Raw genomic sequence first — 26,011 nt, 5'->3', positions numbered from 1 at the left:
GGTCCGGACCGGCCGCCGGTGCCTGAGCCGGACCGGAAGCGGGCCGGAGCCGGGACCTCCCGCCGGTTCACCCGGGCGGCCCGTTTTGGGAGACTCGATCACTATGAAGACCGAACTCACCGACACGACGTCCAGCAAGGTCAACGCGGCCCTGCTCGATGCCCGCCGCGCCATCGGCAGCCCCACCATGGGCATGGTCCTCACCCTGCTCGTGGTCACCGACGAGGAGAACGCCTACGACGCGGTCAAGGCCGCGTCCGAGGCCTCGCGCGAGCACCCGTGCCGGATCATCGCCGTCATCAAGCGGCACGGGCGAGCCCACCGCCGGCTCACGCCCACCCGGCTCGACGCCGAGCTGCGGGTCGGCTCGGACGCCGGCACCGGTGAGATCATCCTGCTGCGCCTGCACGGCGAGCTGACCTCGCACGCCGGCCCGGTGGTCCTGCCGCTGCTGCTGCCCGACGCGCCGGTGGTGGCCTGGTGGCCCGCCGACGCCCCCGCGGGCCTCGGGCGCGACGAGCTCGGCAGTCTGGCCCAGCGCCGGATCACCGACGCGTACGCCTCCCTGGACCCGCTGCGGGAGCTGACCGCGCGGGCCGACTCGTACGCGCCCGGCGACACCGACCTGGCGTGGACCCGGCTGACCCCCTGGCGCTCGCTGCTCGCGGCCGCCCTCGACCAGAAGCCGGCGGCCGTGACCGGCGCCGCCGTCGAGAGCGAGGCGGACAACCCCAGCGCCGAGCTGCTCGCCTCCTGGCTGGCCGAACGGCTCGCCGTGCCCGTGGAGCGGGTGGTCACCGACGGGCCGGTCATCACCCGGGTGCGGCTGCAGACCGCGCAGGGCGAGATCACGGTGGACCGCCCGTCCGGCGCGCTCGCCACCCTCGGGGTCCCGGGCCAGCCGGACCGCCGGGTCGCCCTGAAGATCCGCTCCACCGCGGAACTGATCGCGGAGGAGCTGCGCCGGCTGACGGCCGACGAGACCTACGCGTCGGCGCTGCGGCGCTCGCGCCAGACGACGCTGTCCACGTAGTGGTTGTCGTACTGCTCTGACGAGTCCCGGATGTCCTGGAAGGTGGCCTCGCCCGCGTTCACCCGGCCGAGCAGCCGGTAGTAGTCGAAGCGGTCCATGCCGGGCGTGAAGCCGACGAACACCTCGGCGCCGGTCCCGGGGGCCGGGGCGAAGGCGTGCGGGGTGCCCGGCGGCACCGCCAGGAAGTCGCCCTTGCCCAGGGTCAGGATCTCCTCGCCGAGGAGCACCTCCAGGCGGCCGGAGGTGACGAAGAAGAACTCGGTGGCGCGGGTGTGGAAGTGCGCCGGGGCGCCGGCCGCGCCCTCCTCGAAGTGAGCGGTGTTGCAGGTCAGCGCCCCACCGGTGGTGTCCGAGTCGGCGAGCAGGGTGATCAGGCTGCCGGGGGCGTCGTAGAGGGCCTCCGCGGTGGCGGCGCGGGTCAGGTGCGGGGCGGTCTGCGTGCTGTTCTTCTCGCTCATGAAGATCAATTTACCGGGGGCACTGGCCTCGCACAGGGGTCATTCACGCCTCGGAATCCCCGGTCAATCGCGCGGAGGGCGTGCCCTCGCGAGGACCCCGTCGACGACCGCCCGCCGGGCCGGCGCCCGCCCGTCAGCGCCGCCGCCGCGCCGTGCCGAAGATCGACCGGGAGATCTCCCGCCCCAGCTGCGTGCCGATGGACCGCGCCAGCGAACGGAACACCCCGCTGCCCACCACCTGCTCCGCCAGCGACCGGTCCTCGGGCGCCGCCTTCCCCGCCCGCGTCGCCTTCGCCTCCGCCCGCTCCGCCGCCTCGGCCTGCTTCTCGGCCTCCGCCGCAGCGGCCGCCGCCTCGGCCGCCCGTTCCGCCGCCGCCTGCTCGGCGCTGATCTTCTCGTACGCCGACTCCCGGTCCACCGGCTGCGCGTACCGCAAGTACAGCGGCGAGGCCTTCACCGCCTGCTCCAGCGCGGGCTCTTCGATCGGCCCCATCAGCGATCGCGGGGCCCGCAACCGGGTCGCCGCGACCGGCGTCGGCGCGCCCTTCTCGCTCAGCACCGTGACCACCGCCTCGCCGGTGCCCAGCTGGGTGAGCAGCTCCTCCAGGTCGTAGTCCGAGTGCGGAAAGGTCCGCACGGTGGCCTTGAGGGCCTTCGCGTCGTCCGGGGTGAAGGCGCGCAGCGCGTGCTGCACCCGGTTGCCGAGCTGCGCCAGCACGTCCGCGGGCACGTCCTTCGGGGTCTGCGTCACGAAGAAGATCCCGATGCCCTTCGAGCGGATCAGGCGGACCGTCTGCGTGATGGATTCCAGGAACGCCTTCGACGCACCGTTGAAGAGCAGGTGCGCCTCGTCGAAGAAGAAGACCAGCTTCGGCTGCTCCAGATCGCCGACCTCGGGCAGGTCGTCGAACAGGTCCGCCAGCAGCCACATCAGGAACGTCGAGAACAGCTGCGGCTTGTCCTGCACCGCGGGGAGTTCGAGTATGGACACCAGACCCCGCCCGCCCGGCCCGGTCCGCAGGAATTCGGAGGTGTCGAATTCCGGCTCCCCGAAGAATTCCCCGGCGCCCTGCTGCTCGAATGCGGTGAGCGCGCGCAGGATCACGCCCGCGGTCACCGTGGACAGCCCGCCGATTCCCTTCAGCTCCGCCTTTCCGCGGTCGGACACGAGAAAGGCGACCACCGCCCGCAGGTCCTTGAGGTCGATCAGCTCCAGACCCTTGGCGTCGGCGTAGTGGAAGACCAGCCCGAGCGACTGCTCCTGCGTCTGGTTGAGCTGGAGCACCTTCGACATCAGCACCGGGCCGAAGCCGGTCACGGTCGCCCGCACCGGAATACCGGGGCCGATGCCGCCCAGCGAGTAGAACTCGCAGGGGAAGCCGGCCGGCGTCCACTGCTGCGCCACGTCCCGGGCCCGCTCCGCGATCCGGTCGTTCGACGCGCCGGGCGCCGAGATCCCCGACACATCTCCCTTGATGTCCGCGAGGAAGACCGGAACGCCCTGCTCCGACAGCTGCTCGGCGATCAGCTGGAGGGTCTTCGTCTTGCCGGTGCCGGTCGCGCCCGCCACCAGCCCGTGCCGGTTGAGCATCGCCAGCGGAATGCGGATCTGCAGGTCCGGGAGGCAGACCCCGTCCCACAGCAGCGCACCCAGATCGAGCGCCGGGCCGGTGAAGGCATAACCCTCCGCGATCTTGGCCGTGGCGATCTGTTCGCCCGGGCGGTCGGCTGACGGGGTGGTTCCATTCATCTCTCGCTCCCGGATTGGCGCTGTTTTTCACCTTTGCACCCCTGCAGCAAGGCTGCGCCCGCAGCCACCGGCCCGGTAGGCTTTCCGTGTGATCTTCAAGCGCATCGGAAACGGGCGGCCCTACCCCGACCACGGCCGGGAAAGCGTCCGGCAGTGGGCGGACGTCGCGCCGCGCCCGGTCCGGCTCGACCAGCTCGTGACCACCAAGGGACAGCTGGACCTCGAGACGCTGCTCGCCGAGGACTCCACCTTCTACGGCGACCTCTTCGCGCACGTCGTGAAGTGGCAGGGCGACCTCTACCTGGAGGACGGCCTGCACCGCGCCGTGCGCGCCGCGCTGCAACAGCGCCAGGTGCTGCACGCCCGCGTCCTCGAACTGGGCTGATCCCGTCCCCGAACCGGACCGGTTGCGCCTTTCGGGTCGGCCCTCGGCTATTCATAGATCATTTAGTAGGCATCGTCACCGGGTCGCACTACGCTGCGCCCCATGAGCATGCTCACTCCCCCCGGCATGGGCGGAAAGTACCGCGTCACCGGGACCGCCTATCCCCGCATGCGCCGCCCCCGTCGCCGTCGGATCGTGCTCGCGGTACTCGGCTCGGTCCTCGCACTCGGTCTGCTCGGTTACGGGACGCTGCAGCTCATCGACGTGTTCCGGGGCGATACCGATAAGCACACGGCCGCGGGACACAAAGCGAACTGCGTCCAGGGCGCCAAGGGAAAACCCGCCGCGTCCGCCGTTCCCGTAAAAGCCCTGCCCCGGCCGGGCCAGATCACGGTCAACGTCTACAACGCGACTCCGCGCAGCGGGCTGGCGAAATCCGTGGGCGACGAACTCAGGAAACGCGGCTTCCGCGTCGGCAAGGTCGGCAATGCCCCGGCCGGCTTCGACAAGAAGGTGCCCGGCACCGGCATACTGCTCGGCTCCCCCCGGACCGACCAGGCGCTGTTCGCCGTGCTCGGCACCCAGCTCGCCGGCGCCGGCCGGCAGACCGACGCGCGCGAGGGCGCGGACGTCGACCTGATCCTCGGCACGGCGTTCAAGCAGCTCAACACGAAGGAGGACGCGGACCGGGCCATGGCCGCGCTGGCCAAGCCCGCTCCCGCGCCCTCCTCGAAGTGCTGAGCGGCGGAGAAACCCGCCCCTACTCGGCGGAGCCGTACATCCGGTCGCCGGCGTCGCCGAGGCCCGGGACGATGTAGCCGTTCTCGTTGAGGCGCTCGTCGACGGCGGCCGTCACGACGGTCACCGGCGTGCCCGCGAGCTCGCGCTCCATGACCTCGACGCCCTCCGGCGCGGCCAGCAGCACCACGGCGGTCACGTCGTCCGCGCCGCGCTTGATCAGCTCCTGGATCGCCGCCACGAGGGTGCCGCCGGTCGCCAGCATCGGGTCCACGACGTAGACCTGGCGGCCGGAGAGGTCCTCGGGCATCCGGGTCGCGTACGTGGAGGCCTCCAGGGTCTCCTCGTTGCGCACCATGCCCAGGAAGCCCACCTCGGCGGTCGGCAGCAGCCGGACCATGCCGTCGAGCATGCCCAGGCCGGCCCGCAGGATCGGCACCACGAGCGGACGCGGGTACGACAGCTTCACGCCGGTCGTCGGGCCGACCGGGGTCTCGATGTCGGCCCGCTCGGTGCGCACGTCCCGGGTCGCCTCGTACGCGAGCAGGGTCACCAGCTCGTCCGCGAGCCGACGGAAGGTCGGGGAGTCGGTGCGCTTGTCGCGCAGGGTGGTCAGTTTGTGCGCCACCAGCGGGTGGTCGACGACATGGATCCGCATGGACTCAACAGTAACCGGGGAACCCCGCCCGGATCGCCCTCGGCACTGGCATCAACCGGCACGTCCGGGGGAAGGTGGGTGGCGGGGGCCTGCGCCGCGACGTGGCGCGGGACGACGTAACCAGCCTGGGTGGTGACGCCGATGCCCGACGGGCGACCGGGGAACGGACCGGAAGCGGGACCCGCGCGGGAGGAGCCGGAAACCGCGGCGCAGCGCCGGCAGCGACGCGCCCAGTTCCTGCGCGATCTCAACGAGGCGCGGGAGCTGCGCGAGCGGGTGCAGCCGCGGCGGGCCCGCGCGGCCCGGATGCGCCAGCAGATGCGGATGCGCACGTTCCGCTGGTGATCCCGGACGGCCGGAAAGAGACCCGTGAATCGGCCCGGCGCGCACGGCACGGCACGACGCAAGCGCGGAAGACCTCTCGCAAAGCCCTCGTTTCTGCCACGATGCCGATGGGGCGGGTCACGAACGGGCATGCAGGCCGTTCCACCTCCCCCAACCTCCGGCCGGGGGGACCCCCAACCGGCACGCCTATGACCAGTGGGAGAGTCACGGTGTACTTCGCCGCACTGCTCGCGCGCACCGAAGACGGGTGGGAAGCGAGCGACACGGATCTCGACGACGTCGAGACGCTGTCCGATCTGACCGAACTGGCCCGTGATGCCTCGCCCGACGAGGACACGGTCCTCGTCTTCATCGAGCAGGAGGACGTCTGGTTCGGCATCGTCCGGGTCGACGGTGAGGAGGACCCCCGCATCTTTCTGTCGGACGCCTCCGCCGCGGCCCGCAGTTCCTACGGGGAGATCCTGCTGACCGACGAACTCCTCGGCCGCGACCCCGGCGCCGAGGACGACGAGTTGGAAGAACTCGTCGACCTCGACGGCACGGAGGACGGCGAATCCGAGCCGCCCACCGGGGAAGAGGGCTACGAAGACGAACTCCACGAGGACGCGGACACGGCCGCCGAGGCCGTGCCCACCGGACCGATCGGGGATCTGCAGATCCTCGCCGACCTCGGCATGTCCCAGCGGGACCTGCTGGCACTGAGCTCCGACGCGCTCGGCGAGATCGCCGACGCGCTGGGCGCCTCCGAGGTCCTGGAGACCGTCCGCTAGTGAACACCCCGCACGAACGCGCATCCGATCCGGTGCGCGACCCCTGGCGGCCGGCCATGCGCCGGGCGCTTGACGAGGCCGCGCAGGCGGCGCTGACCGGTGACGTGCCGGTCGGTGCCGTCCTGCTCGCCGAGGACGGCACCGTACTCGCCACCGGGCACAACGAACGCGAGCTGACCGGCGATCCGACGGCCCACGCCGAAGTGCTGGCGATCCGCCGGGCCGCCGCCAGGCTCAACGAGGCGGCGCGCGCCGCCCCCGGCCCGGACGGCGGCGGGCGGCGGGCCGGCGAGTGGCGGCTGACCGGGTGCACCCTCGTGGTGACCTTGGAGCCGTGCGTGATGTGCGCGGGCGCACTCGTACAGTCCCGGGTCGCCCGGGTCGTGTACGGGGCGGTGGACGAGAAGGCGGGCGCCGCGGGATCCCTCTGGGACCTCGTACGGGACCGGCGGCTCAACCACCGGCCCGAAGTGATCCCGGGGGTGCTCGGCGAGGAGTGCGCCGCGCAGCTCACCGACTTCTTCCGGACCCTCTGAACGGGCTCGGCGCGGGTCGGGGGCGGGCCCCGGGGCTGCTTCGGGCGGGCTCCGAGGGGGCCTGGCGGGGGCACGTCGGGGGCTCGGCGCGGGCGGATTTCGGTGCACGGGCTCCCGTGGGCTAAGCTCTCTCTCGGTAGCGTGTCCGAGCGGCCTAAGGAGCACGCCTCGAAAGCGTGTGAGGGGGCAACTCCTCCGTGGGTTCAAATCCCACCGCTACCGCTCTTGACGGGAGCCCCGGTTCGTACGAACCGGGGCTCTCGTGCATGCCCGCCGTGACCGCCCGGGGGCTGGGCCGTTGTCACGGCATGACCAAGACCCAGCGCATCCTCGCGGCCGTCGCCCTCGCCGGTGCGGCAGCGGGCCTCGCCGCCCCCGCCGCCTCCGCGGCCACCACCACCCCGCTGCCGGTGGCGGAACTCGTCCCGGCCGCCGCCCCGGACATGCCGGCGGGCGCCGACACCATGAAGCAGCTCCAGGGGCTCAACGAGCTCAACCAGCTCAACCAGCTGATGGCCCTGCCGGACCAGTTGGACCCGGTGCTCGCCCCCGCCGCCCCGGTCCTGGGCCTGGCCAGCGCGGTCGAGTAGGCACCCGGCCGGGCCGCCGCGCCCCCTCCGCCTCCGCACGCAGAAGGCCCCGACCGGGGGTCGGGGCCTTCATCCGTTCGGGACGGGGGAAGCGGCATCGGGGGGACAAGCCGCTTCCCCCGAAGAGGACGGGACCTGCCAGCCCGAGCCGCAGTCAGGGGGGAAGCCTGCGGCTCGGACCCCGCAGTGAGGTCCTGTCCCTCGCCCTCCGATTTCCTGCCAGAACCGGTGGGCTCGAGAACAATCCTGCGCCCTCCCCCCACCCGAAAGGAGCGGCAAAGGGCCCGGACCGATGGGTCATTGGTCCATAAAGACCTGGTGAGTGCGCCTTCCGGACCGGATAGACTCACGCGACTTGCGTGGACCGGCAGGGGAGGCCGTAAACCGATCATGGACACCAAGAAATTCGTCTCGGGCGCCCTCATCGTGTTCGTGCTCTACACGATCATCACCGAGCCGGCCAAATCCGCCGATTTCGTCCAGATAGGTTTCCAGGGCATCTCGGACGCCGCCCAGGGCATTGGTGAGTTCATGACCGAACTGGTGCGCTAACCCCGTACGCCGAAGCGGTTCCCGGTCCTCCGGCCTCCCATCCGACGGGTGGGGGGCCTTCCGTGTTCCCGGCCCCCTTCCTGTCCAACTTGCCCTCAACACGGCGATATACGGTGCTTGCACACAGTGCACATGTCTTGTGATGCTATGACCGCTTTTGACGGATGGGTTGACCGACATGAAGGGGTGGCGTGACCGTGCCGGCCAGTGCAACGCCTCAGGTGCCGCCCCAGCAGGAGGAGCCTCCCGCCGCGAGCCTCCCGGCCCGCCCGCAGAGCACCAGGGGGGCGGACACCCGTGCCCTGACCCAGGTGCTCTTCGGCCAGCTGAAGGACCTGGAGCCGGGCACCGGAGAGCACCGGCGGGTGCGCAGCGCCCTGATCGAGGCGAACCTCCCGCTCGTCCGGTACGCGGCGGCCCGCTTCCGCAGCCGCAACGAGCCGATGGAGGACGTGGTCCAGGTCGGCACGATCGGGCTGATCAACGCCATCGACCGGTTCGACCCGGACCGCGGGGTGCAGTTCCCGACCTTCGCGATGCCGACCGTGGTCGGCGAGATCAAGCGGTACTTCCGCGACAACGTCCGCACGGTCCACGTACCGCGCCGGCTGCACGAGCTGTGGGTCCAGGTCAACGCGGCCACCGAGGACCTCACCACGGCCCACGGAAGGACCCCCACGACCCCGGAGATCGCCGAGCGGCTGCGGATCTCGGAGGACGAGGTGCTGTCCTGCATCGAGGCCGGCCGCTCGTACCACGCCACCTCGCTGGAGGCGGCCCAGGAGGGCGACGGGCTGCCCGGGCTGCTCGACCGGCTGGGATACGAGGACCCGGAGCTGGCCGGGGTGGAGCACCGCGACCTGGTGCGCCACCTGCTCGTACAACTGCCCGAGCGCGAACAGCGGATCCTCCTGCTGCGCTACTACAACAACCTGACGCAGTCCCAGATCAGCGCGGAGCTCGGGGTCTCGCAGATGCACGTCTCCCGACTGCTCGCCCGGAGCTTCGCTCGGCTCCGATCCGCAAACCGTATCGAGGCGTAGCTGAAACGGGTGGAGATCGCTCCGCCCGTTTCCCGACAGATCCGGCCTATTCCGCCCTGTCGCTGCGGAGATATGTCGACTTGACGCTACAGCGTGTTGCCGACATGTGACATTCTGCTGGAACCGCGTTTGCCGCAGCCCCGCCTCCGGTATTCAGGTGGAGGCTGCGTTCCTCCGACGGGCGCGCCCAACGCGACCGTCCGCGACCACAAGGGGGTGGCATGTCCGCAGAACAGGGCAGCTCCAAGGTGCTCACGCTCGTCAAGAGCGAAGCGCCGGCAGTGCTCGACCGCTCGGAAGCCATCGACACCCGCACCCTCTCCCGCGCGCTGTTCCTGAGGCTCGCCGCCCTTGAGGCCGACAGCCCCGAACGGGCGTACGTACGCGACACCCTGATCGAGCTGAACCTCCCGCTCGTGCGGTACGCGGCGGCCCGCTTCCGCAGCCGCAACGAGCCGATGGAGGACATCGTCCAGGTCGGCACGATCGGCCTGATCAAGGCGATCGACCGGTTCGACTGCGAACGCGGCGTGGAGTTCCCGACCTTCGCGATGCCGACCGTGGTCGGCGAGATCAAGCGCTTCTTCCGGGACACCTCCTGGTCGGTGCGCGTGCCGCGGCGGCTCCAGGAGCTGCGCCTCGCGCTCACCAAGGCGAGCGACGAGCTGGCGCAGAAGCTGGACCGCTCGCCGACGGTCACCGAACTCGCCGTCGTGCTCGGGGTGTCGGAGGAGGAGGTCGTCGACGGCCTCGCGGTCGGCAACGCGTACACGGCCTCCTCGCTCGACTCGCCGTCCCCGGAGGACGAGGGCGGCGAGGGCTCGCTCGCGGACCGGCTCGGGTACGAGGACACCGCGCTCGAAGGCGTCGAGTACCGCGAGTCGTTGAAGCCGCTGCTGGCCAAACTCCCGCCCCGGGAACGGCAGATCATCATGCTGCGCTTCTTCGCCAACATGACCCAGTCGCAGATCGGCGAGGAGGTCGGCATCTCGCAGATGCACGTCTCGCGGCTGCTGACCCGCACGCTGGCCCAGCTCCGCCAGGGCCTGATCGGGGACTGACCCACGCGAATCCCCTTCCGCCGTCGCAGGCTTCACAATTGACGGACCGTCAGTAAAACTGGCGGGATGCGAAGGGGATCCCTGTACGCCGCCGCGGCCGCACTGTCCCTCGGTGCGGCCGCCGCTCTGACCGCCTGCGGGAGCTCCGGCTCCGCGGGCTACGCGGCCGTGGGCGCGGCCGGCCCCGGCCCCGAGCGGGCCGCCGGCGACCTCGCCCGCCCGCACGGCCGGACCGAGCTCCAGCCCCTGCCGGGCGCACCCACGGGCGGCGGCACGGCCTCCGCCACCACGGCCCCCTCAGCCCCCGACGGCCACGGCGCGGCAACCGGCGTGGACGGTTCGAGCGGCTCCGCCGGCGGCGGCACGGGCGGCCCGGGCGGCGGGAGTACGGGCGGGGCCGGCGGAGGCGCCGGGTCCGGCGGGGCGGCCGGGAGTACGGGCACGGGCGGCGGCAGCGGCGGCAGTACGGGCACCACCGGGTCCACCACGGGCGGTACGGGATCCTCCGGCGGCAGCACCACGGGATCGACGGCGGGCGGGTCCGCGGCCGCGGGCGGGGCGGGCGGCTCCGCGAGCACGGGGGGCTCCGGCGGCTCGGGCGGCTCGGCGAGTACGGGCGGCTCGGCGAGCACCGGCGGCTCGGGAAGCACCGGCGGGAGCGGCGGGAGCAGTGGGAGCGGCGGGAGCAGTGGTGCCGGCGGGACGAGTGGCGGCGGCAGTACGCCCACCCCGCGGCCCGACCCGGCGCGGCTCACCCTCGGCACGCCGGAGCGGTCCCCCGCGGACCACCGGTGGTGCGAGAACGTGACGGTCGTCTTCCGCAACACCGGCGGAACCGCGGTGCGCTCGGGGACGGTGGGCTTCGCGACCCACATCATCGGCGCCCTCGGCGTGGACTGGGCGACGATCACCTCGTCACAGCCGCTGCCCGCGCCGATCGGCGCGCAGGCGCGGAAGAAGAAGACCTACTCGGTGTGCGTCGAGGCCTGGCGGGTGCCGCTCGGCATGCACATCGAGACCCGCGAGGTCACCGCCGACTGGAAGTGACCCCGCGGGAGGAAACCCGCGGCGGGGGCCGTCAGGACAGGGCGAGCCAGGCCACGCCCGCCAGCACGGCGGCGATCGCCAGGACGGTCAGGATGAGGCCCACGCGCGGGCCGGACTGGGCTGCCGCCGCCACGGGGCGGTGCGGCTCGCCCTCGTCGACGAAGGCGCGGAACATCTGAGTGCTGCCCGCGGGGTCGTAGTTGCCCTCGGGGCCCGGGGTGTTGTGTGCCATGCACGGGACCCTAGCGAACCCCCGGCGCCGCGCCCAAGCCTGCACCCGGTCATCCTTTCCCCTTCCTTTACCGCGACTCGGCCAGATTCGTTTGCCTGTAGCAACCATCCACTCATATGGTTGCTCTAAGCAACAAGATGGGGAGGCGCCGCGTGTACGAGGAACTGGCCCGGCAGCTCGCCGGGGTGGGCGTGGTCAAGCGAGAGCTGGCCCGGACCCTGCCGGCCGACTGTCCGGCCGGCCCGGCCGCCGTGCTGGCCCTGCTGGGACGGCACGGCGAGATGCGGCTGAGCCCCCTGTCCACGCTGCTGGGCGTCGACCTCTCGGTGACCAGCCGGCACGTCGCCCACGTCGTCGAGCGCGGCTGGATCGAGCGGGCGGCCGACCCCGGCGACGGGCGCTGCCGGATCCTGCGGCTCACCCCGGCCGGCCGCGAGCTGCTGGCCGCCCTCGGCGCGGGCTACTCGGCCGCGCTGGAACGGGCGCTGGCGGGCTGGCCCGCCGAGGACGTCCACGTACTGAACACCCTGCTGGCCCGACTCCGATCGAGCTTCTGACCGAAGGAAACACATGGCTACTGCCACACCCACCGGTGTGCGGGGCGAGAGCCAGTCGGAGACCGTGTCCGACAACGCCCCCATGACGCACCGCCAGATCATGGAAGCCCTGTCCGGGCTCATGCTCGGCATGTTCGTGGCGATCCTGTCCTCGACGATCGTCTCCAACGCCCTGCCGCAGATCATCAGCGACCTCGGCGGCACCCAGGCCTCGTACACGTGGGTGGTCACCGCCGCCCTGCTGTCGATGACCGCGGCCACCCCGCTGTGGGGCAAGCTCTCCGACCTGTTCAGCAAGAAGCTGCTGGTCCAGATATCCCTGGTGATCTACGTCCTCGGCTCGGTGGTGGCCGGGCTCTCGCAGAACACGGGCATGCTCATCGCCTGCCGCGTGGTCCAGGGCATCGGCGTCGGCGGCCTCTCCGCGCTGGCGCAGATCGTGATGGCCGCGATGATCTCCCCGCGCGAGCGCGGCCGGTACAGCGGCTACCTCGGCGCGGTCTTCGCCGTCGCGACCGTCGGGGGGCCGCTGCTCGGCGGGGTCATCACCGACACCGCGTGGCTGGGCTGGCGCTGGTGCTTCTACGTGGGCGTGCCGTTCGCCGTGATCGCCCTGGTCGTGCTCCAGAAGACACTGCGACTGCCGGTGGTCAAACGGGACGTCAAGGTGGACTGGGCGGGCGCCTTCTTCATCAGCGCCGCCGTCTCCCTGCTGCTGATCTGGGTCACGCAGGCCGGTGACTCGTACGACTGGATCTCCTGGCAGACCTGGGCGATGACCGGCGGCGCGGTGCTGCTGGGCCTGGTGTTCGTCCTCGTCGAGTCCCGCGCGAGCGACCCGATCATCCCGCTGCGGCTGTTCCGCAACAAGACGATCAGCCTGGCCTCGGCGGCCTCGCTGTTCGTGGGCATCGCGATGTTCTCCGGGACGGTGTTCTTCAGCCAGTACTTCCAGCTGGCCCGCGGCGAGTCGCCGACCATGTCCGGCGTCCTCACCATCCCGATGATCGGCGGACTCTTCGTCTCCTCGACGGTCTCCGGGCAGGTCATCACCAAGACCGGGCGCTGGAAGGCCTGGCTGGTGTCCGGCGGTGTGCTGCTGACCGCGGGCCTGGGCCTGCTCGGCACCCTGCGGTACGACACGGAGTACTGGCACATCGCGCTGTTCATGGCGCTGACCGGTCTCGGGCTCGGCATGATGATGCAGAACCTGGTCCTCGCCGCCCAGAACCAGGTGGCGCCCGAGGACCTCGGCGCCGCCAGCTCCGTGGTCACCTTCTTCCGCTCGCTGGGCGGTGCGGTGGGCGTCTCGGCGCTCGGCGCGGTGATGGCGACCCGGGTGACCGGCTACGTCGAGGACGGGCTGACCGCGCTCGGCCCGAAGGCCGCGGCGCTGGGCCACGGCGGCACCGGCGGGGGCGGCATCCCCGACCTCGACGCGCTGCCCGCGCCGTTCCGCCAGGTCGTCGAGTCCGCGTACGGGCACGGGGTCGGCGACGTGTTCCTGTACGCCGCCCCGACCGCGCTGGTGGCGTTGGTGCTCGTCGTGTTCATCAAGGAGGTCGCGCTGAAGTCCCGGCCGGCCGCGGACGCCCCGGACGCGTCCTCCTAGGAGCCGGTGGTGCCGGCGGCCGCGGTTGCGGGCGTGGGTGCGGCTGCGGTTGTGGGTGCGGCTGCGGGTGTGGCTGCGGGTGCGGTCGTGGCCGCCTGGGCGTCGATGCCGGAGACCAGGACCTCCAGGGCGAAGTGGAAGTCGCCCTCGGGGGCCTGGCGCAGGGTGCCGCAGCCGTGCAGGAACTGGGCGATCGCGAGATGCGCCCCGGCCCGGCCGGCCGCGGACAGCCCGGTGGCGTGCAGGACGTGCTGGACGGAGGCGTCGAAGGCGCGGGCGTGCGGGCCGATGTTGGGGAACACGGCGGCCAGCGGGGAGACCCAGGGGTGCGCGGCGAGCAGCCTCCGGTGCCCGCAGGCGAGGCTCCGCAGCAGGCCGCGCCAGCCGTCCGGGGCGGGAGCCGGCGCTGTGGCCGGGCCGGTGGCCGGGGTAAGGGCGGGGCCGGTGGCCGGGGTGGGTGGCGGGTACTCGCCGAGGGCCGCGTCCAGGGCGAGTTCCAGCAGGTCGTCCTTGGTGTCGACGTACCAGTAGAGGGACATCGCGGTGACACCGAGTGCGGCGGCGAGGCGGCGCATCGAGAAGCGGGCCAGGCCCTGGGTGTCGAGGAGCCGGACGGCGGCTGCCGTGATCTTGTCCCGGTCCAGCCCCGCGGGCTGCTCGCTGCGGCGTCTGCCGCCGTGGGTGCGGGGCGCGAGCCACACGCTGGTGCGCGGGCAGCCATCGGTCTTCGCGGGGTCGGCAGCAGTCACCATGAGGCACCCTCTGTCATCCGGCGGGGGCGGGCGGGCCCGGAATGCCCGGTCCGCCCCCTTGATGCTAAGCGGTCTCGGGGTGGTGGGGTGCGGTTCCGCGTCGTCCGGTGCGTGCGATCGGCGTGCCGGCCGAAGGCCCTCGTACGGGGCGTACTTGGGTCTTCGGCCGGTGCGGCGTCGGGCCGCCTCCCGTGCCCGAAGGGCTACGGGGGAATGCGTGCCGGGCGGCGCGGGGCCGTGCTTCACCACCCCGAGACCGCTTCGAGAGCGCCTCAGGAGTCGGGGACTTCAGGAGTCGGCTGACTTCGGGGCCGTCAGGTCGTAGAGCGTGGCGCCGCCGACCGTCTTCGCCGTGAAGTTCTGCGCGACCCAGGTGGCGATCGCGGAGCTGGTGCCGCCGCCCGGACCGCCGCCCATGCCGCCGCCACCGCTGCCGACGTAGTAGTGGATCCGGCCCTGCGACACGTACGACTTGAACTGTTCCAGCGTGGGCGAGGGGTCGCTGCCGTTGAAGCCGCCGATCGGCATCACGGCGTGGCCGGTGGCGAGCTGGTAGCTCGCCGCGTTCTGGGCGCCGGTGGCCGCGGCCACCCACGTGTAGCGGTCGGCGTCGGCGGTAAGCGCCTGCTTGAGCGCCGCGCCGACGCTCGTGCCGCCGAGCAGCCCGCCGGGACCGCCGACACGGATCCTGCCGTCGGCGCCGCCGGGTGCGCCCGGTGCGGAGGGTGTGCCCGTACCGGGCGCACCGGGGCCGCCCGTACCGCCCGCGGTGCCGCCCGGAGCGGCGCCGCCGCCCGGGCCCGTGCCGCCCGGAGCGGCGCCGCCCTGCGGCGGGTTCTGGCCGCCGGCGCCGCCGGGGAGGCCGCCCGTACCGCCCTGGCCGCCGGGGAAGCCGCCCTGGCCGCCCTGGGGGAATTCGAAGCCGGGACCCATCCGCACGAGGCGGCCGCCGCCCGGGCCGCGCATGCCGCCGGCGACCGCCGGGCCGGCCGTCACGATCGAGCCGGTGTGGCCCTCCGCGACGGTGGTCAGGCAGTACGCGAACGGGCCGGCCAGCGCCGCCGCGAGGCCCAGCCCGGCCGCCCACAACGCGAGCCGCCGCACCAGCAGTCCGGCCGCCGCGGCCAGCCCGGCCGCGAGGACCAGCCACCGCAGCCACGGCAGGTACCCGTCCGCGCGGCCCAGCAGCACGTACGACCACCAGGCGGTCAGCGCGACCGTGCCGGCCAGGGCCGCCGCCGCGAGCCGCGTCCCCCGCTCCTCCCAGAGGACCACCGCCCCCATGCCCACCAGCGCGGCCGCGTAGGGGGCCAGGGCCACCGTGTAGTACTCGTGGAAGATGCCCTGCATGAAGCTGAACACCGCCAGGGTGATCAGCAGGGCGCCGCCCCAAGCCAGGAACGCCGCCCGGGCCATCGACTCCAGGGAGTCGGTCGCCCGCCGTGCCCGCCAGGTCACCACCAGGCCCGCCGCCAGCAGCACCAGCGCGGCCGGCAGCAGCCAGGCGATCTGGCCGCCTATGTTGTCGGAGAAGAGCCGGCCGATGCCGGTCTCGCCCCAGCCGCCGCCACCGCCGCCCGGGCCGTCCCCGCGGCCGCCGCCGCCCACGCTGCCGGTCTCGTTGCCGTTGATCCGGCCCAGCCCGTTGTAGCCGAAGGTCAGCTCCAGGAAGGAGTTGGTCTGCGAGCCGCCGATGTACGGGCGGGAGGCGGCGGGCCACAGTTCCACGACCGCCACCCACCAGCCGCCCGAGACGACCATCGCGAGCCCGGCCGCCAGCAGTTGGCCCAGCCGGCGGCGCAGCCGTACCGGGGCGCACACGGCGTACAGCAGGGCGAGCGGCGGCAGGATCAGGAAGGCCTGCAGGGTCTTGGTGAGGAAGGCGAGGCCGACCGCGACGCCCGCCCACACGAGCCACCGGGTGCGGCCGCCTTCGAGGGCCCGCAGCACGCAGTACACGGTGACCGTGAGCAGCAGGGTGAGCAGCGCGTCGGGGTTGTTGAAGCGGAACATCAGCGCGGCGACCGGCGTCAGTGCGAACGCCGTGCCCGCGATCAGCCCGGCGGCCGGGCCGAACTGGCGGCGCACGGAGGCGAACAGCACGCCGGTCGTGGCCACGCCCATCAGCGCCTGCGGGGCCAGGATCTGCCAGGAGCCCAGCCCGAAGAGGCGGACCGACAGGGCCATCGGCCACAGCGCGGCCGGCGGCTTGTCCACGGTGATGGAGTTGCCGGCGTCCGAGGAGCCGAAGAAGAAGGCCTTCCAGCTCTCCGAACCGGCCTGTACGGCGGCGGAGTAGAAGGAGTTGGCGTAGCCGGAGGAGCTGAGGTGCCACAGGTAGAGCAGCGCGGTGCCGAGCAGCAGGGCGGCCAGCGCGGGCCGCTCCCAGCGGGGCCGGGCGGCATCGGCGGCTGCGGGCCGTGGCGCGGCGGCGTCGGCGGCGGGTGTGAGTACGGCCGGGGTCATCGGGGGTCCTTCGGGTCGGACGGCTGCCCTGCCGCGCGCCGGTCCGGGAAGACCCAGGCGCGGAAGAGCAGGAAGCGGAGCACGGTCGCGGCGAGGTTCGCGGTGATCAGGACGGCGAGTTCGGTGCTGTGGGCGGGGTGTGCGGTGGCCGCGCCCAGCGAGGCGAGCGAGCCGCTGGTGAGGGCCAGGCCGATCGCGAACACCACCAGGCCCTGTGCCTGGTGGCGGACCGCCCGGTCCCGGCCGCGCACGCCGAAGGTGAGCCGGCGGTTGGCCGCGGTGTTGGCGAGCGCGGAGAGCAGCAGGGCGACCGCGTTGGCGGCCTGGGCGCCGGTGCCGAGCCGCAGCAGGGAGTACAGGCCCAGGTAGCAGAGCGTGGACAGCACCCCGACCACGCAGAATCCGGCGAGCTGGCGGGCCAGTCCGCGCGGCACCCCGGTCAGGGCGCGGTCGCGCGGGTCGTCGCCGAAGGGGCGGGCCAGCCGGTCCAGCGGCAGGGCGCCGACGGACAGGGCGCGGCCGATCCGCCACACCCCCTTGAGGTCTTCGGTGGCGGTCCGTACGAGGTGGACGGTGGAGTCCGGGTCGTCGACCCAGTCGACCGGCACCTCGTGGATGCGCAGTCCGGCGCGCTCGGCGAGCACGAGCATCTCGGTGTCGAAGAACCAGCCGGTGTCCTCGACCAGCGGCAGCAGCCGCTCGGCCACCTCCCGCCGGATGGCCTTGAAGCCGCACTGCGCGTCACTGAATCGGGCCGCGAGCGAGGAGCGCAGGATCAGGTTGTAGGCGCGGGAGATGAACTCGCGCTTCGGTCCGCGTACGACCCGGGAGGAACGGGCCAACCGGGTGCCGATCGCCAGGTCCGAGTGGCCCGATATGAGCGGGGCGACCAGCGGCAGCAGCGCGTTCAGGTCGGTGGAGAGGTCCACGTCCATGTAGGCGAGTACGGGCGCGTCGGACTGCGACCACACCGTGCGCAGGGCCCGGCCGCGGCCCTTCAGCTCCAGCCGGTGGACCCGGACCCCGGGCAGCCCGGCGGCGAGGGCGGCGGCCACCTCGGGCGTACGGTCGGTGCTCGCGTTGTCGGCGACGGTGATCCGGAAGGCGTACGGGAAGGTGCGTGCCAGGTGCGCGTGCAGGCGCCGCACGCACGGCCCGAGGTCCTTCTCCTCGTTGAACACGGGAATGACGACGTCCAGGACGGGTGGCTGCTCACCGGGTGCGGCCGGCGCGGCTGCGGGAACCGCCAGCGGCGCGCGGGCCGGGAGCGTGCCGGGGGAGATGTCGGTTGGCATGCACCGACTCTCGCGAGCCGCGCTGTCACACCTGTGTGGTGCGCCTGTGGCCGTCCTGTGAGCCGGCGGCCGGGACCTCTCCGGAGACCGGCGCGGGCCGGTTCGCGGGCCGGTTCGCGGGGAGGCTCGGCGTCAGGTCCGCGGGGAGGCTCGGCGTCGGGTCCGCAGGGAGATCCGCGGCGGGGTGCGACGCGGGCAGGCTCACCTCGAAGCAGGTGTTTCCCGGGGTGCTGCGTACGGACACCCGGCCGCCGTGCGCCCCGACCACCGCGTGGACGATGGCGAGGCCGAGTCCGGTGGATCCGGCGTTCCGGGAGCGGGAGGCGTCCCCGCGGGCGAACCGCTCGAAAACCCGGGGGAGCAGCGCGGCCGGGATGCCGGGTCCGTCGTCCTCTATCTCCAGGCGGATCCGGTCCGCGGATGTTTCACGTGAAACACGCGCCGTGACGGTGGTCCCGGCGGGGGTGTGAGTGCGGGCATTGGCCAGGAGGTTGACCAGCACCTGGTGCAGCCGGGCCGGGTCCGCCTGCACCGTTTCCGGGGTGGCGGGAAGTTCCAGCCGCCACTGGTGGTCCTGGCCCGCGGCGCGCGCGTCGCTGACGGCGTCGACCACCAGCGGCACCAGGTCGGTGGGCTCGTACGACAACGGGCGGCCCGCGTCGAGCCGCGCCAACAACAGCAGGTCCTCGACGAGTCCGGTCATCCGGGCCGCCTCGGACTCGATCCGGCTCAGCGCGTGCCGGGTGTCGGGGCCGGTCTCCTCACGGCCGCGCCGGGTCAGTTCGGCGTACCCGCGGATCGAGGCGAGCGGGGTGCGCAGCTCGTGACTGGCGTCCGCGACGAACTGCCGGACCCGGGTCTCGCTCTCCTGGCGGGCCGCGAGAGCCGAACCGACGTGCCCCAGCATCCGGTTGAGTGCCGCGCCGACCTGGCCGATCTCGGTCCGCGGATCGGCTTCGGCGACCGGGACCCGTTCGCGCAGGGCCACCTCGCCGCTGTGCAGGCGGAGTTCCGACACCCGGGTGGCGGTCGCGGCGACCCGCCGCAGGGGGCGCAGCGCCACCCCGACCAGCGCCTGCCCGGCCAGTCCGGCCGCGATCAGCCCGGCGGCGGTGACGCACGCCTCCACGAGGATCAGGGTGTTGACCGTCTCGGACACCTCGCGGGTGGGGAAGCCGACCACCGAGCGGCCGTCCGGACCGGTCAGCACCCGGTACGCGCCCAGCCCCGGCAGGTCCGCGTCCACCACCTGCCCGAGGGCTCGCTCCGCGACCGCGGCGAGGGCCTGGTTCTGGGCCGGGGTGAGCGGCGTACGGTGCCCTCCGAGGCGGGCCGCGGCCACGCTGCGGACGCCGTCCACCACCTCGCCGGAGCCGTCCAGCCGGATGCCGACCGTGCCCAGGGGAGTGCCCGGGGCCAGCACCGCGCCCAGCGGCTCCGGGCCGTTGCCCAGGGCGCGGGGCGCGCGTGCGGCCATGTCCACGGCCGTGACGAGCTGGTCGTCCAGCTGGTGCACGAGGTACGAGCGCAGCGCGAGGGTGGTGACGGTGCCGATGGCGATGCCCACGACGGCGATCAGCGCCACGGCGGACACGACGAGGCGGGTACGCAGCGACCAGGGCCGCCGCCGGCCGGGGCGCGGACGGCCGGCGCGCGGACGGCCCGGGCGCCGGCCGGGGCGCGGAGGATCGGCGCGCGGACGATCGGGACGGCGGCCGGGGCGGCGGCCCGGGGCCACTACTCCCCCGGCTTGATCAGGTATCCGGCACCGCGCCGGGTGTGGATCATCGGGCTGCGCCCGTTCTCCAGCTTCTTGCGCAGGTACGAGATGTACAGCTCGACCACGTTGGCCTGGCCGCCGAAGTCGTACGACCACACGCGGTCCAGGATCTGCGCCTTGCTGAGCACCCGGCGCGGGTTGCGCATCAGGTAGCGCAGCAGCTCGAACTCGGTGGCGGTCAGGTGGATCTCCTGGCCGCCGCGCGTCACCTCGTGGCTGTCCTCGTCGAGCGTGAGGTCGCCGACGGCCAGGACCGAGTCCCCGCGGGCGGCCGCGGCCGCGCCGGAGCGGCGGATCAGTCCCCGCAGCCGGGCCACGACCTCCTCCAGGCTGAACGGCTTGGTGACGTAGTCGTCGCCGCCGGCCGTCAAGCCCGCGATGCGGTCCTCGACCGAGTCCTTCGCCGTCAGGAAGAGCACCGGGACGTGCGGCAGCTCCCGGCGGACCCGGCCCAGCACGGACAGCCCGTCCATGTCGGGCAGCATGATGTCGAGCACCACCGCGTCCGGCCGGAACTCACGGGCCGCCCGGATCGCGGCCGCGCCGTCACCGGCGCTGCGCACCTCGCAGCCCTCGTACCGCAGGGCCATCGAGAGCAGCTCGGAGAGGGCGGCCTCGTCGTCGACGACGAGCACCCGGCAGGGCCCGCCGTCGGGCCGCACGAGGGCGGCCTGCGTGCTGGTCGGGACCGGGCGCTGGGATGTGGTCGGAGCGGTCATGGCCCCCAGGCTGCGCACGCCTGCTGAGAGGCCTCTTGTCCTTCTCTGTGAATCTCCTGAGAAAACCCCTGCTGTTGTCCGCCGCCGTCAGCCGCCCGCGGGCGGGTCCGCCGGGTCCGGCGCCAGTCCGAAGAGCGTGGCGGCGTTGTCGTGGCAGACCGCGCGCAGCCAGTCGTCGCCCAGCCCCAGCCGTTCCAGCGCGGCGAGCTGGTGCTCGTACGGGTAGGGGATGTTCGGGAAGTCGGTGCCGAGCAGGATCCGGTCTCCGAGGGCCGCGAGCCGGGGCAGTTCGGCGGGCGGGAAGCCGCCGAGGCGCTCGGCGAAGTCGGTGAACGCCATCGTGGTGTCGAGCCTGACCTGCGGGTACCGCTCGGCGAGCGCGAGGAAGTCGGCGTACTCGGGCATCCCCATGTGGGCGATGACCAGCGGCAGCCGGGGGTGGCGGGCCAGCAGTCGGGCGATCGGCTCGGGTCCGGTGTGCTTGCCGGGCGCGGGCCCGGAACCGCAGTGGATCACGGTGGGGATACCGGCCTCCGCGAGCAGTCCCCACACCGGTTCGAGACGCGCGTCGCCCGGGTCGTACCCGCCGACCTGGAGGTGTGCCTTGAAGACGCGGGCGCCGCCGGCGACGGCCCGGCGGACGTACTCCTCGACCCCGTCCTCGGGGAAGAAGGTCGCCGTGTGCAGGCAGTCGGCGGTACGGGCGGCGAACCCGGCCGACCAGGAGTTCAGCCAGGCGGCCATCGCGGGCTTGTGCGGGTAGAGCATGGCGGTGAAGGCCCGTACGCCGAACTGCCGCAGCAGTGCGACCCGTTCCGCCTCCTCGTGCCGGTAGGTGATGGGCCACTCGGTGCCGGTCAGCGGGCCGGCCGAGTCGAAGTAGTCCCACACTTTGGCGAGGACCCGGCCGGGCATGAAGTGCGTGTGCACGTCCACCAGCCCGGCCCGCAGCCCCAGGCGCTCCCGGAACTCCCGTACCGCCGCGGCCGTCCGCGCGACCGCGACCGCGTCGGGACGCGGTCCCGTGGCGGTGTCGGGGCCGCTGCCGGAGGCCGGGGGCGGGCCCGGTGCGGGGTCAGCGCACAAAGCCGTGGCTGCGCTCGACGGTGCCGACGTGCAGCGTGTAGCTGTCGTACCACTCGTCCCGGCCCTGCTTCTGAGCCGCCCGGTGCTCGCCGTCGGTGCGCCAGGCGGTCAGCGCGGCCTCGTCGCGGAAGTAGGCGACGGTGATGGAGAGTCCGCCGGGGGTGTGCGCGTTCTCGTGGCCGAGGTAGCCGGGGATCTCCTCGACCAGGGCTTTCATACGCGCCGACGTCTCGTCGTAGGCGTCGGCCTGGACGGTGCGCACGGACGTGAAGACCGTCATCAGGTAGGGCGGTTCGAAGGCGGGAAGCGGCTGGATGCTCATGCGCCCACCCTCCGCAAGCCCTCCCGGTCCTGTCCACAGGAAAACCGCCCAGGACGGCAAAGGGATCCAAGATTTGACCTTGGTCGGCAGGGGCGGCCGGGGTCAGAACAAGCCGCTCTGCTCGGCTGCCGGAGCGGCCGGCGGGGCGACCGGCACCACCGGCACGGAGGTGGCCGCGCCGGGATCCGCCGCGACCAGCACCCAGCCCGCCAGCAGCCGGGTGTCGACCACCAGCCCGTCCGCGAGGTGCAGGTCGGGCCCGGCGACGCCCGCCAGCTCGCCGCTGACCACGGCCCCGGCGGTCAGGCCCCCGGCCACCAGCAGCGGCTGCGGGATCCGTTCCAGCCCGAACGCAGCGGTGTGGTCCACGACGTCGCAGGGCAGCCGCTCCAGCGTCTCCGCCCACCCGGCGAGCGCGGCGGCCCGCGCGTGCAGCCCGGCGACCTCGGTCGCGCGCTCCGGCCACGGCGGCAGGGCGGCCCGTACGGCCCGTTTGCGCGCGTACGGGATTCGGTCGGGCACCCCGAGGGCGGCCCGCAGCAGTTCCTCGGTGCGCCGCGCGGCCATCAGCGGCCCCCGGCCCAGCCAGCTGAACGCCACCGCGCCCTGCTCCAGCAGCCGGTCGGCGCCCCGCTCCTCGGCGGTGATCCCGACCTTGACCAGGCCGGGCCCGAACCACGCCAGGTACACGCGGTAGGTGCGCGGGTCGGCCACATTGGTGTCGGCGGCCACCGAGAAGGACCGGTCGAGCCGGGCGCAGTCCGCGCACTGCGCGCTGCCCGCCCGAGGTGCCACCACCGCGGCGCGCGGGCACGGCGTGTGCCGACCGCCCCGCCGCACGCCGAGGCAGCACCGCTCGCCCACGGCGGCGAAGGCGATCCGCTGTCCCGGCCGCAGTGGGCTCTCACGCGGTCCGCGCGCCGCGCCGTCCCACCGGAGCCCGGGCCCCGGCGCCGCCCACCGCACCCCCGTACACCGCCACATGCCCCCACCGTACGAGAGGCCTCCGACAGCGGGCCCCGGCGGCCGGGCAGGACGCGGGGTAGCCGGCACGGACCCGAGGGGAGGCCTGCTCAGGCCGCCGGCTTCCCCTGGAGGATGAGGTCGGTGTACCAGCGCTCCCCGAAGGGGTGTTCCGTACCCCCGTTGTAGGAATAGCGGCCCGCGACGGGCAGCTTCTCGGCCGGTCCGGCGGACTGCAGCACGTCGCAGACGTCCGCCATGCTGGCGACCGGCGTGTCCTTGATGTGGGTGATCACGTCGCCCTCGACGAAACCCGCCTTCCCGGCAGGCGTGTTGGTGGCGGCGTTGAGCACGAACATGCCGCCCTCGACGCCCTTCCCGGACAGCTGGCTGAGCACCTGCTCGCCGGTCGCCGGGTCCTCGAAGTAGTCGGTGAAGGCGGGGTCCGCGAGCGAGATCAGGTTCCAGCCGGCGTTGTTCCGGCTGTCACCCGCCGCCAGCCGGTCCAGGACGGGGCGGGCGTGGTCGCTGCTGATGGCGTAGAACTGGCCCTCCACATTGCTCGCGGCCGTCTGCTTGAGGCTGTTGATGCCGACGATCTCGGCGTTGCCGTTGAGCAGCGGTCCACCGGAGTTTCCTGGGTTGACGGTCGCCGAGTGCTGGATGGTGGAGGGCAGTTCGGGCAGGGAGAGGCTGGGCGCCGCGGCCACGTCGGGCGACTGGACCACACCGCTGGTGAAGACGACCTTCGTGGTCCCCTGGTCGGCGAACGACCTCGGATAGCCGAGCGCCGCCACGACGTCACCGGCCTCGACCTTCCCGCTCTCCCCGAACTCCAGGTCCTTGAGACCGTCCTGGGGCGTCGTGATCTCGAGGACCGCGAGGTCTTCGCAGGGATCGCTGCCGAGCAGCCTGGCGGGCACCGGATCGCCGTCCCCGATCCTGACCTTCAGCGCGCCGGAGCCCTCGATCACGTGCGCGTTGGTGAAGACGAGCGCCTTGCCGGCGTCGTAGACGGCGCCACTGCCGCTGCTCAGGCCCTGCCCGGTGGTGGCCAGCACCTGCACGGTCGCGGGGGCGCCGCGCTCGAAGATCTCCTTGGGCGGGAGGTCGTCCGCCCGGGCGGACCCGCAGGTGGCGATGACGACCGCCACCGCCGCGGGGATCACGATCCTGGTTCTCGCTCGCATGGGGGCGACTCCCCTTCAACGCGGGCCTTCGACGCGGACAGACCCCGTCCCGGCCGGCCTCGGCCCGGAAACGATCATCGGCATTTCCAGCGTAAGCCCACTCCCGCCCACTGTCCTGGCGGCCGCCCGCCCCTCGGTCCCCGCCCCGACGCCCCCGAGACGGCCAACGGCTGCTCAGGCGCGGGGTGGTTCGGCGGCGGTCAGGGCGAGGATCCGGTCCGGTGTCCAGGTGCCGGCGGCGCCCGAACACGCGGACAGGTACCGCGCGGTGTCCGCCGCGTCCCAGGTGCCGGAGGCCAGCAGGCCGCCGACCAGACAGCGCAGGTAGGCCGCGGACGGCGCCGCGGGCGGTACGTCCCCCACGGCCCACGGGGCGGTGAAGGTCAGCACCGGGAGGCCCTCGATCGTGCCGGGGCAGACCAGGGTCTCGTAGCGGCCGGGCCCCATCGTGTGTCGGCCGTCGCGCAGCACGGCGGTCAGGTCCAGGTCGGTCCCCGGGGCCCGGCCCATTTCCTGCGCCGCGATGTCCGACAGCTGCGAGACGGTCACCAGGTGGGCGCGGACGCGTGCGCGGCCGGCCGCCGCCGGGTCGTAGAACCCGCGTCCGCCGGTCCACACCAGGGACTCCGTCGCGAAGTAGAGGCAGCCGCCGAGCTCGACGGAGACCGAGCGCTCCGGCGGCCGCGGATCACGGCAACCCGGGTGGGCGCGCATGCCCCCCGGCGGAGTACCGCCGCCGAGGTACGCGGCCAGCCGGTCCGGGTGCATGTTGGAGCCGTAGGAGGCGTACCAGACCCGCTCGGGGGAGGTCCCGCACGCCGAATCCGGCCCGTCAACACGTCGCACCGCCCGTCACCTCCGCGCCCGTCGGCTTCCCGGATCCCGAATGCCAGAAACCCCCCGGGATGATCCCGGGGGGTTTCTGAGCTGGTGCACTCGGCAGGATTCGAACCTGCAACCTTCTGATCCGTAGTCAGATGCTCTATCCGTTAAGCTACGAGTGCTTGTGCTTCCCGGGGTTTTGCGCCCCGTTGGCCTTGCGAGAACAACAATACATGGACCGCGCCGGGACGCGAAATCCATTGCCCAAACCGCTGCTGACCTGCGGAAACGACTCCATGGCGGGTCGTCGCGAGGCGGCGGCCTCGGCAGCACACTGCCTTCCGCGGGGCCCCGCCCCTTCGCCAGGCCCGCCCGCGCGCGCTCCGCGCAAGGCCCCTGCACCACCCACATGGCCCGCACGGCCCGGATGGCCGGATCGCGTCCACGGGCTCATCCTGGCCGGGAACGACCGAAGCCCCGGTCCGTTCGGACCGGGGCTTCGGTGTTCAGCGCGGAGGCGGAGGGATTTGAACCCTCGATGGGCTTTAAGACCCAAACCGCATTAGCAGTGCGGCGCCATAGACCGGACTAGGCGACGCCTCCAGCACACCCCCGCGTACGTGGGGTGCGTGCAGATGATGACACAGCCCGTGGGCCGGTCACCAATCCACCCCCACGGTACTAGTCACAAGGCGGCCAGGGCAAAGCCTTAGTGACCCCGGCCGCGCCCCGCTCGTTGGGCACGGCATGCTGCGCCGTCTCGTCCTCGCCTCGGCCGTCTCCGCGGCCGTCCTCGCCGCGGGTCCGCTGCCTCCGCTGCCGCTCGGACTGCTCCACGAGCCGGCACCAGACCGGCTCACCGTGACCGTCGCCGGATCCGGCAACCCGCGCGCCGACGGCTCTTACGAGCTGACGTGCGACCCGGTCGGCGGCACCCACCCCGAGGCGAAGCGGGCCTGCGCCCGGCTGCACGCCTTCGCCGAAGAGGGGGCCGACCCCTTCGCCCCGGTGTCGACGCGGAGCACGTGCACCCAGCAGCACGGCGGCCCGGCACGGGCCGAGGTGACCGGGACCTGGCGCGGAAAGCGGGTCCAGGCGGCCTTCGACCGGAAGAACGGGTGTGAGATCAGCCGGTGGAAGGATTTGGAACCCGTGCTTCCGAGTGTGCGCTCCTGACCAGCAACGATGGCAAGACTGCGCCACATCCGCCGCCGGTCGGCGGATCGGTGCACTTAGACTCCTCCCGTGA

The 26,011-nt window shown here is 73.0% G+C and carries 28 protein-coding genes and 3 tRNA genes; 15 read left to right on the top strand and 16 right to left on the bottom strand.

Annotation, left to right across the window (positions count from 1 at the left end; all coding sequences use genetic code 11):
* The first annotated feature begins 103 nt into the window (after nucleotides 1-103).
* Entirely contained in the window at nucleotides 104-1,033 is a 930-nt protein-coding gene (gene opcA, locus OG764_RS19335; protein ID WP_328969673.1) for a glucose-6-phosphate dehydrogenase assembly protein OpcA, read from the top strand.
* Here the strand turns inward: opcA and OG764_RS19330 are convergent.
* Complete coding sequence (locus tag OG764_RS19330) at nucleotides 985-1,491, bottom strand: cupin domain-containing protein (RefSeq protein WP_328969672.1); 507 nt, start codon at nucleotides 1,489-1,491, stop codon at nucleotides 985-987. The two genes, opcA and OG764_RS19330, sit on opposite strands and share 49 nt — an antisense overlap.
* Before the next feature lie 133 nt (nucleotides 1,492-1,624).
* A complete protein-coding gene (locus OG764_RS19325; protein WP_328969671.1) occupies nucleotides 1,625-3,241 on the bottom strand; it encodes a helicase HerA-like domain-containing protein in 1,617 nt (538 codons plus the stop codon).
* An 88-nt stretch (nucleotides 3,242-3,329) separates the two neighbouring features.
* Here OG764_RS19325 and OG764_RS19320 point away from each other — a divergent pair, with 88 nt between their 5' ends.
* Nucleotides 3,330-3,626 carry a type II toxin-antitoxin system VapB family antitoxin gene (locus tag OG764_RS19320; RefSeq protein ID WP_226738062.1) on the top strand — a complete coding sequence of 99 codons (297 nt, stop codon included), beginning with the start codon at nucleotides 3,330-3,332 and terminating at the stop codon, nucleotides 3,624-3,626.
* 102 nt (nucleotides 3,627-3,728) lie between these two features.
* Entirely contained in the window at nucleotides 3,729-4,367 is a 639-nt protein-coding gene (locus OG764_RS19315; RefSeq protein ID WP_328969670.1) for a LytR C-terminal domain-containing protein, read from the top strand.
* A gap of 19 nt (nucleotides 4,368-4,386) precedes the next feature.
* Here the strand turns inward: OG764_RS19315 and upp are convergent, their stop codons facing one another.
* Nucleotides 4,387-5,022, bottom strand: coding sequence for a uracil phosphoribosyltransferase (gene upp / locus OG764_RS19310; RefSeq protein WP_328969669.1), 636 nt, complete (start codon nucleotides 5,020-5,022; stop codon nucleotides 4,387-4,389).
* Between the two features lie 141 nt (nucleotides 5,023-5,163).
* Between upp and OG764_RS19305 the strand changes: the two genes are divergently transcribed.
* The 9 genes from OG764_RS19305 to OG764_RS19265 all read left to right on the top strand — a co-directional run bounded on the left by OG764_RS19305 (nucleotide 5,164) and on the right by OG764_RS19265 (nucleotide 10,966).
* The gene (locus tag OG764_RS19305) at nucleotides 5,164-5,367 is read left to right on the top strand and encodes a hypothetical protein (protein ID WP_328969668.1); all 204 of its coding nucleotides are present in this window, start codon (nucleotides 5,164-5,166) and stop codon (nucleotides 5,365-5,367) included.
* Nucleotides 5,368-5,576: 209 nt separating this feature from the next.
* Complete coding sequence (locus OG764_RS19300; RefSeq protein ID WP_328973074.1) at nucleotides 5,577-6,137, top strand: tRNA adenosine deaminase-associated protein; 561 nt, start codon at nucleotides 5,577-5,579, stop codon at nucleotides 6,135-6,137.
* Nucleotides 6,138-6,193: 56 nt separating this feature from the next.
* On the top strand, nucleotides 6,194-6,673 hold the full coding sequence (locus OG764_RS19295; protein WP_328973073.1) for a nucleoside deaminase: 480 nt from the start codon (nucleotides 6,194-6,196) through the stop codon (nucleotides 6,671-6,673).
* 135 nt (nucleotides 6,674-6,808) lie between these two features.
* Nucleotides 6,809-6,895: transfer RNA gene (locus tag OG764_RS19290), tRNA-Ser, on the top strand.
* Between the two features lie 86 nt (nucleotides 6,896-6,981).
* Nucleotides 6,982-7,263 carry a hypothetical protein gene (locus OG764_RS19285; RefSeq protein WP_328969667.1) on the top strand — a complete coding sequence of 94 codons (282 nt, stop codon included), beginning with the start codon at nucleotides 6,982-6,984 and terminating at the stop codon, nucleotides 7,261-7,263.
* A gap of 390 nt (nucleotides 7,264-7,653) precedes the next feature.
* A complete protein-coding gene (locus tag OG764_RS19280) occupies nucleotides 7,654-7,815 on the top strand; it encodes a hypothetical protein (RefSeq protein WP_328969666.1) in 162 nt (53 codons plus the stop codon).
* 197 nt (nucleotides 7,816-8,012) lie between these two features.
* Nucleotides 8,013-8,858 (top strand): RNA polymerase sigma factor SigF, encoded by an 846-nt coding sequence (locus OG764_RS19275; RefSeq protein ID WP_443055984.1) that lies wholly within the window; start codon nucleotides 8,013-8,015, stop codon nucleotides 8,856-8,858.
* 221 nt (nucleotides 8,859-9,079) lie between these two features.
* Nucleotides 9,080-9,919 carry an RNA polymerase sigma factor SigF gene (locus tag OG764_RS19270; protein ID WP_328969665.1) on the top strand — a complete coding sequence of 280 codons (840 nt, stop codon included), beginning with the start codon at nucleotides 9,080-9,082 and terminating at the stop codon, nucleotides 9,917-9,919.
* 66 nt (nucleotides 9,920-9,985) lie between these two features.
* The gene (locus tag OG764_RS19265; protein WP_328969664.1) at nucleotides 9,986-10,966 is read left to right on the top strand and encodes a hypothetical protein; all 981 of its coding nucleotides are present in this window, start codon (nucleotides 9,986-9,988) and stop codon (nucleotides 10,964-10,966) included.
* 31 nt (nucleotides 10,967-10,997) lie between these two features.
* On the opposite strand, the gene OG764_RS19260 is transcribed toward OG764_RS19265, so the two are convergent.
* Nucleotides 10,998-11,198 carry a hypothetical protein gene (locus OG764_RS19260; protein ID WP_328969663.1) on the bottom strand — a complete coding sequence of 67 codons (201 nt, stop codon included), beginning with the start codon at nucleotides 11,196-11,198 and terminating at the stop codon, nucleotides 10,998-11,000.
* 152 nt (nucleotides 11,199-11,350) lie between these two features.
* Here OG764_RS19260 and OG764_RS19255 point away from each other — a divergent pair, with 152 nt between their 5' ends.
* Together OG764_RS19255 and OG764_RS19250 are read left to right on the top strand one after the other, a co-directional pair.
* A complete protein-coding gene (locus OG764_RS19255; RefSeq protein WP_443055983.1) occupies nucleotides 11,351-11,755 on the top strand; it encodes a MarR family winged helix-turn-helix transcriptional regulator in 405 nt (134 codons plus the stop codon).
* Nucleotides 11,756-11,768: 13 nt separating this feature from the next.
* Entirely contained in the window at nucleotides 11,769-13,367 is a 1,599-nt protein-coding gene (locus OG764_RS19250; protein ID WP_328969662.1) for an MDR family MFS transporter, read from the top strand.
* Here the strand turns inward: OG764_RS19250 and OG764_RS19245 are convergent.
* The 12 genes from OG764_RS19245 to OG764_RS19190 all read right to left on the bottom strand — a co-directional run bounded on the left by OG764_RS19245 (nucleotide 13,364) and on the right by OG764_RS19190 (nucleotide 25,365).
* Nucleotides 13,364-14,119, bottom strand: a complete 756-nt coding sequence (locus tag OG764_RS19245; RefSeq protein WP_328969661.1) for a TetR/AcrR family transcriptional regulator — start codon at nucleotides 14,117-14,119, stop codon at nucleotides 13,364-13,366. The genes OG764_RS19250 and OG764_RS19245 overlap by 4 nt on opposite strands.
* 288 nt (nucleotides 14,120-14,407) lie before the next feature.
* Nucleotides 14,408-16,585, bottom strand: coding sequence for a glycosyltransferase family 39 protein (locus OG764_RS19240; protein ID WP_328969660.1), 2,178 nt, complete (start codon nucleotides 16,583-16,585; stop codon nucleotides 14,408-14,410).
* Entirely contained in the window at nucleotides 16,582-17,880 is a 1,299-nt protein-coding gene (locus OG764_RS19235) for a glycosyltransferase (RefSeq protein WP_328969659.1), read from the bottom strand. The genes OG764_RS19240 and OG764_RS19235 overlap by 4 nt, the downstream gene beginning before the upstream one ends.
* Nucleotides 17,881-17,905: 25 nt before the next feature.
* On the bottom strand, nucleotides 17,906-19,474 hold the full coding sequence (locus tag OG764_RS19230) for a sensor histidine kinase (RefSeq protein WP_443055982.1): 1,569 nt from the start codon (nucleotides 19,472-19,474) through the stop codon (nucleotides 17,906-17,908).
* 143 nt (nucleotides 19,475-19,617) lie between these two features.
* The gene (locus OG764_RS19225; protein ID WP_328969658.1) at nucleotides 19,618-20,379 is read right to left on the bottom strand and encodes a response regulator transcription factor; all 762 of its coding nucleotides are present in this window, start codon (nucleotides 20,377-20,379) and stop codon (nucleotides 19,618-19,620) included.
* Between the two features lie 87 nt (nucleotides 20,380-20,466).
* Nucleotides 20,467-21,336, bottom strand: coding sequence for an amidohydrolase family protein (locus tag OG764_RS19220; RefSeq protein ID WP_328973069.1), 870 nt, complete (start codon nucleotides 21,334-21,336; stop codon nucleotides 20,467-20,469).
* A 118-nt stretch (nucleotides 21,337-21,454) separates the two neighbouring features.
* Entirely contained in the window at nucleotides 21,455-21,787 is a 333-nt protein-coding gene (locus tag OG764_RS19215) for an antibiotic biosynthesis monooxygenase family protein (RefSeq protein WP_328969657.1), read from the bottom strand.
* A gap of 102 nt (nucleotides 21,788-21,889) precedes the next feature.
* Nucleotides 21,890-22,771: a DUF2797 domain-containing protein gene (locus tag OG764_RS19210; RefSeq protein ID WP_328969656.1), complete on the bottom strand. Its 882-nt coding sequence runs from the start codon at nucleotides 22,769-22,771 to the stop codon at nucleotides 21,890-21,892.
* 89 nt (nucleotides 22,772-22,860) lie between these two features.
* Complete coding sequence (locus OG764_RS19205; RefSeq protein ID WP_328969655.1) at nucleotides 22,861-23,940, bottom strand: S1C family serine protease; 1,080 nt, start codon at nucleotides 23,938-23,940, stop codon at nucleotides 22,861-22,863.
* Between the two features lie 174 nt (nucleotides 23,941-24,114).
* Nucleotides 24,115-24,786, bottom strand: a complete 672-nt coding sequence (locus OG764_RS19200; protein WP_443055981.1) for a histone deacetylase — start codon at nucleotides 24,784-24,786, stop codon at nucleotides 24,115-24,117.
* An 82-nt stretch (nucleotides 24,787-24,868) separates the two neighbouring features.
* Nucleotides 24,869-24,944 (bottom strand) — tRNA-Arg (locus tag OG764_RS19195).
* Between the two features lie 330 nt (nucleotides 24,945-25,274).
* Nucleotides 25,275-25,365, bottom strand: a tRNA-Ser gene (locus OG764_RS19190).
* 144 nt (nucleotides 25,366-25,509) lie between these two features.
* On the opposite strand from OG764_RS19190, the gene OG764_RS19185 reads away from it, so the two are divergent.
* A complete protein-coding gene (locus OG764_RS19185) occupies nucleotides 25,510-25,938 on the top strand; it encodes an SSI family serine proteinase inhibitor (RefSeq protein WP_328969654.1) in 429 nt (142 codons plus the stop codon).
* Nucleotides 25,939-26,011 lie beyond the last annotated feature (73 nt).

It is taken from the genome of Streptomyces sp. NBC_00239 (assembly GCF_036194065.1).
Classification (GTDB): Bacteria; Actinomycetota; Actinomycetes; order Streptomycetales; family Streptomycetaceae; genus Streptomyces.
The sequence above is the reverse complement of the archived record's forward strand: the minus strand, read 5'-3'. Positions and strand labels throughout refer to the sequence as shown.

What these genes read in the sequence shown, in the direction of transcription:
- opcA (WP_328969673.1), top strand. Translation starts at nt 104, where the DNA reads ATGAAGACCGAACTCACCGACACGACGTCCAGCAAGGTCAACGCGGCC.
- OG764_RS19330 (WP_328969672.1), bottom strand. Translation starts at nt 1,491, where the DNA reads ATGAGCGAGAAGAACAGCACGCAGACCGCCCCGCACCTGACCCGCGCC.
- OG764_RS19325 (WP_328969671.1), bottom strand. Translation starts at nt 3,241, where the DNA reads ATGAATGGAACCACCCCGTCAGCCGACCGCCCGGGCGAACAGATCGCC.
- OG764_RS19315 (WP_328969670.1), top strand. Translation starts at nt 3,729, where the DNA reads ATGAGCATGCTCACTCCCCCCGGCATGGGCGGAAAGTACCGCGTCACC.
- upp (WP_328969669.1), bottom strand. Translation starts at nt 5,022, where the DNA reads ATGCGGATCCATGTCGTCGACCACCCGCTGGTGGCGCACAAACTGACC.
- OG764_RS19305 (WP_328969668.1), top strand. Translation starts at nt 5,164, where the DNA reads ATGCCCGACGGGCGACCGGGGAACGGACCGGAAGCGGGACCCGCGCGG.
- OG764_RS19295 (WP_328973073.1), top strand. Translation starts at nt 6,194, where the DNA reads ATGCGCCGGGCGCTTGACGAGGCCGCGCAGGCGGCGCTGACCGGTGAC.
- OG764_RS19285 (WP_328969667.1), top strand. Translation starts at nt 6,982, where the DNA reads ATGACCAAGACCCAGCGCATCCTCGCGGCCGTCGCCCTCGCCGGTGCG.
- OG764_RS19280 (WP_328969666.1), top strand. Translation starts at nt 7,654, where the DNA reads ATGGACACCAAGAAATTCGTCTCGGGCGCCCTCATCGTGTTCGTGCTC.
- OG764_RS19270 (WP_328969665.1), top strand. Translation starts at nt 9,080, where the DNA reads ATGTCCGCAGAACAGGGCAGCTCCAAGGTGCTCACGCTCGTCAAGAGC.
- OG764_RS19265 (WP_328969664.1), top strand. Translation starts at nt 9,986, where the DNA reads ATGCGAAGGGGATCCCTGTACGCCGCCGCGGCCGCACTGTCCCTCGGT.
- OG764_RS19260 (WP_328969663.1), bottom strand. Translation starts at nt 11,198, where the DNA reads ATGGCACACAACACCCCGGGCCCCGAGGGCAACTACGACCCCGCGGGC.
- OG764_RS19250 (WP_328969662.1), top strand. Translation starts at nt 11,769, where the DNA reads ATGGCTACTGCCACACCCACCGGTGTGCGGGGCGAGAGCCAGTCGGAG.
- OG764_RS19245 (WP_328969661.1), bottom strand. Translation starts at nt 14,119, where the DNA reads ATGGTGACTGCTGCCGACCCCGCGAAGACCGATGGCTGCCCGCGCACC.
- OG764_RS19240 (WP_328969660.1), bottom strand. Translation starts at nt 16,585, where the DNA reads ATGACCCCGGCCGTACTCACACCCGCCGCCGACGCCGCCGCGCCACGG.
- OG764_RS19235 (WP_328969659.1), bottom strand. Translation starts at nt 17,880, where the DNA reads ATGCCAACCGACATCTCCCCCGGCACGCTCCCGGCCCGCGCGCCGCTG.
- OG764_RS19225 (WP_328969658.1), bottom strand. Translation starts at nt 20,379, where the DNA reads ATGACCGCTCCGACCACATCCCAGCGCCCGGTCCCGACCAGCACGCAG.
- OG764_RS19215 (WP_328969657.1), bottom strand. Translation starts at nt 21,787, where the DNA reads ATGAGCATCCAGCCGCTTCCCGCCTTCGAACCGCCCTACCTGATGACG.
- OG764_RS19210 (WP_328969656.1), bottom strand. Translation starts at nt 22,771, where the DNA reads ATGTGGCGGTGTACGGGGGTGCGGTGGGCGGCGCCGGGGCCCGGGCTC.
- OG764_RS19205 (WP_328969655.1), bottom strand. Translation starts at nt 23,940, where the DNA reads ATGCGAGCGAGAACCAGGATCGTGATCCCCGCGGCGGTGGCGGTCGTC.
- OG764_RS19185 (WP_328969654.1), top strand. Translation starts at nt 25,510, where the DNA reads ATGCTGCGCCGTCTCGTCCTCGCCTCGGCCGTCTCCGCGGCCGTCCTC.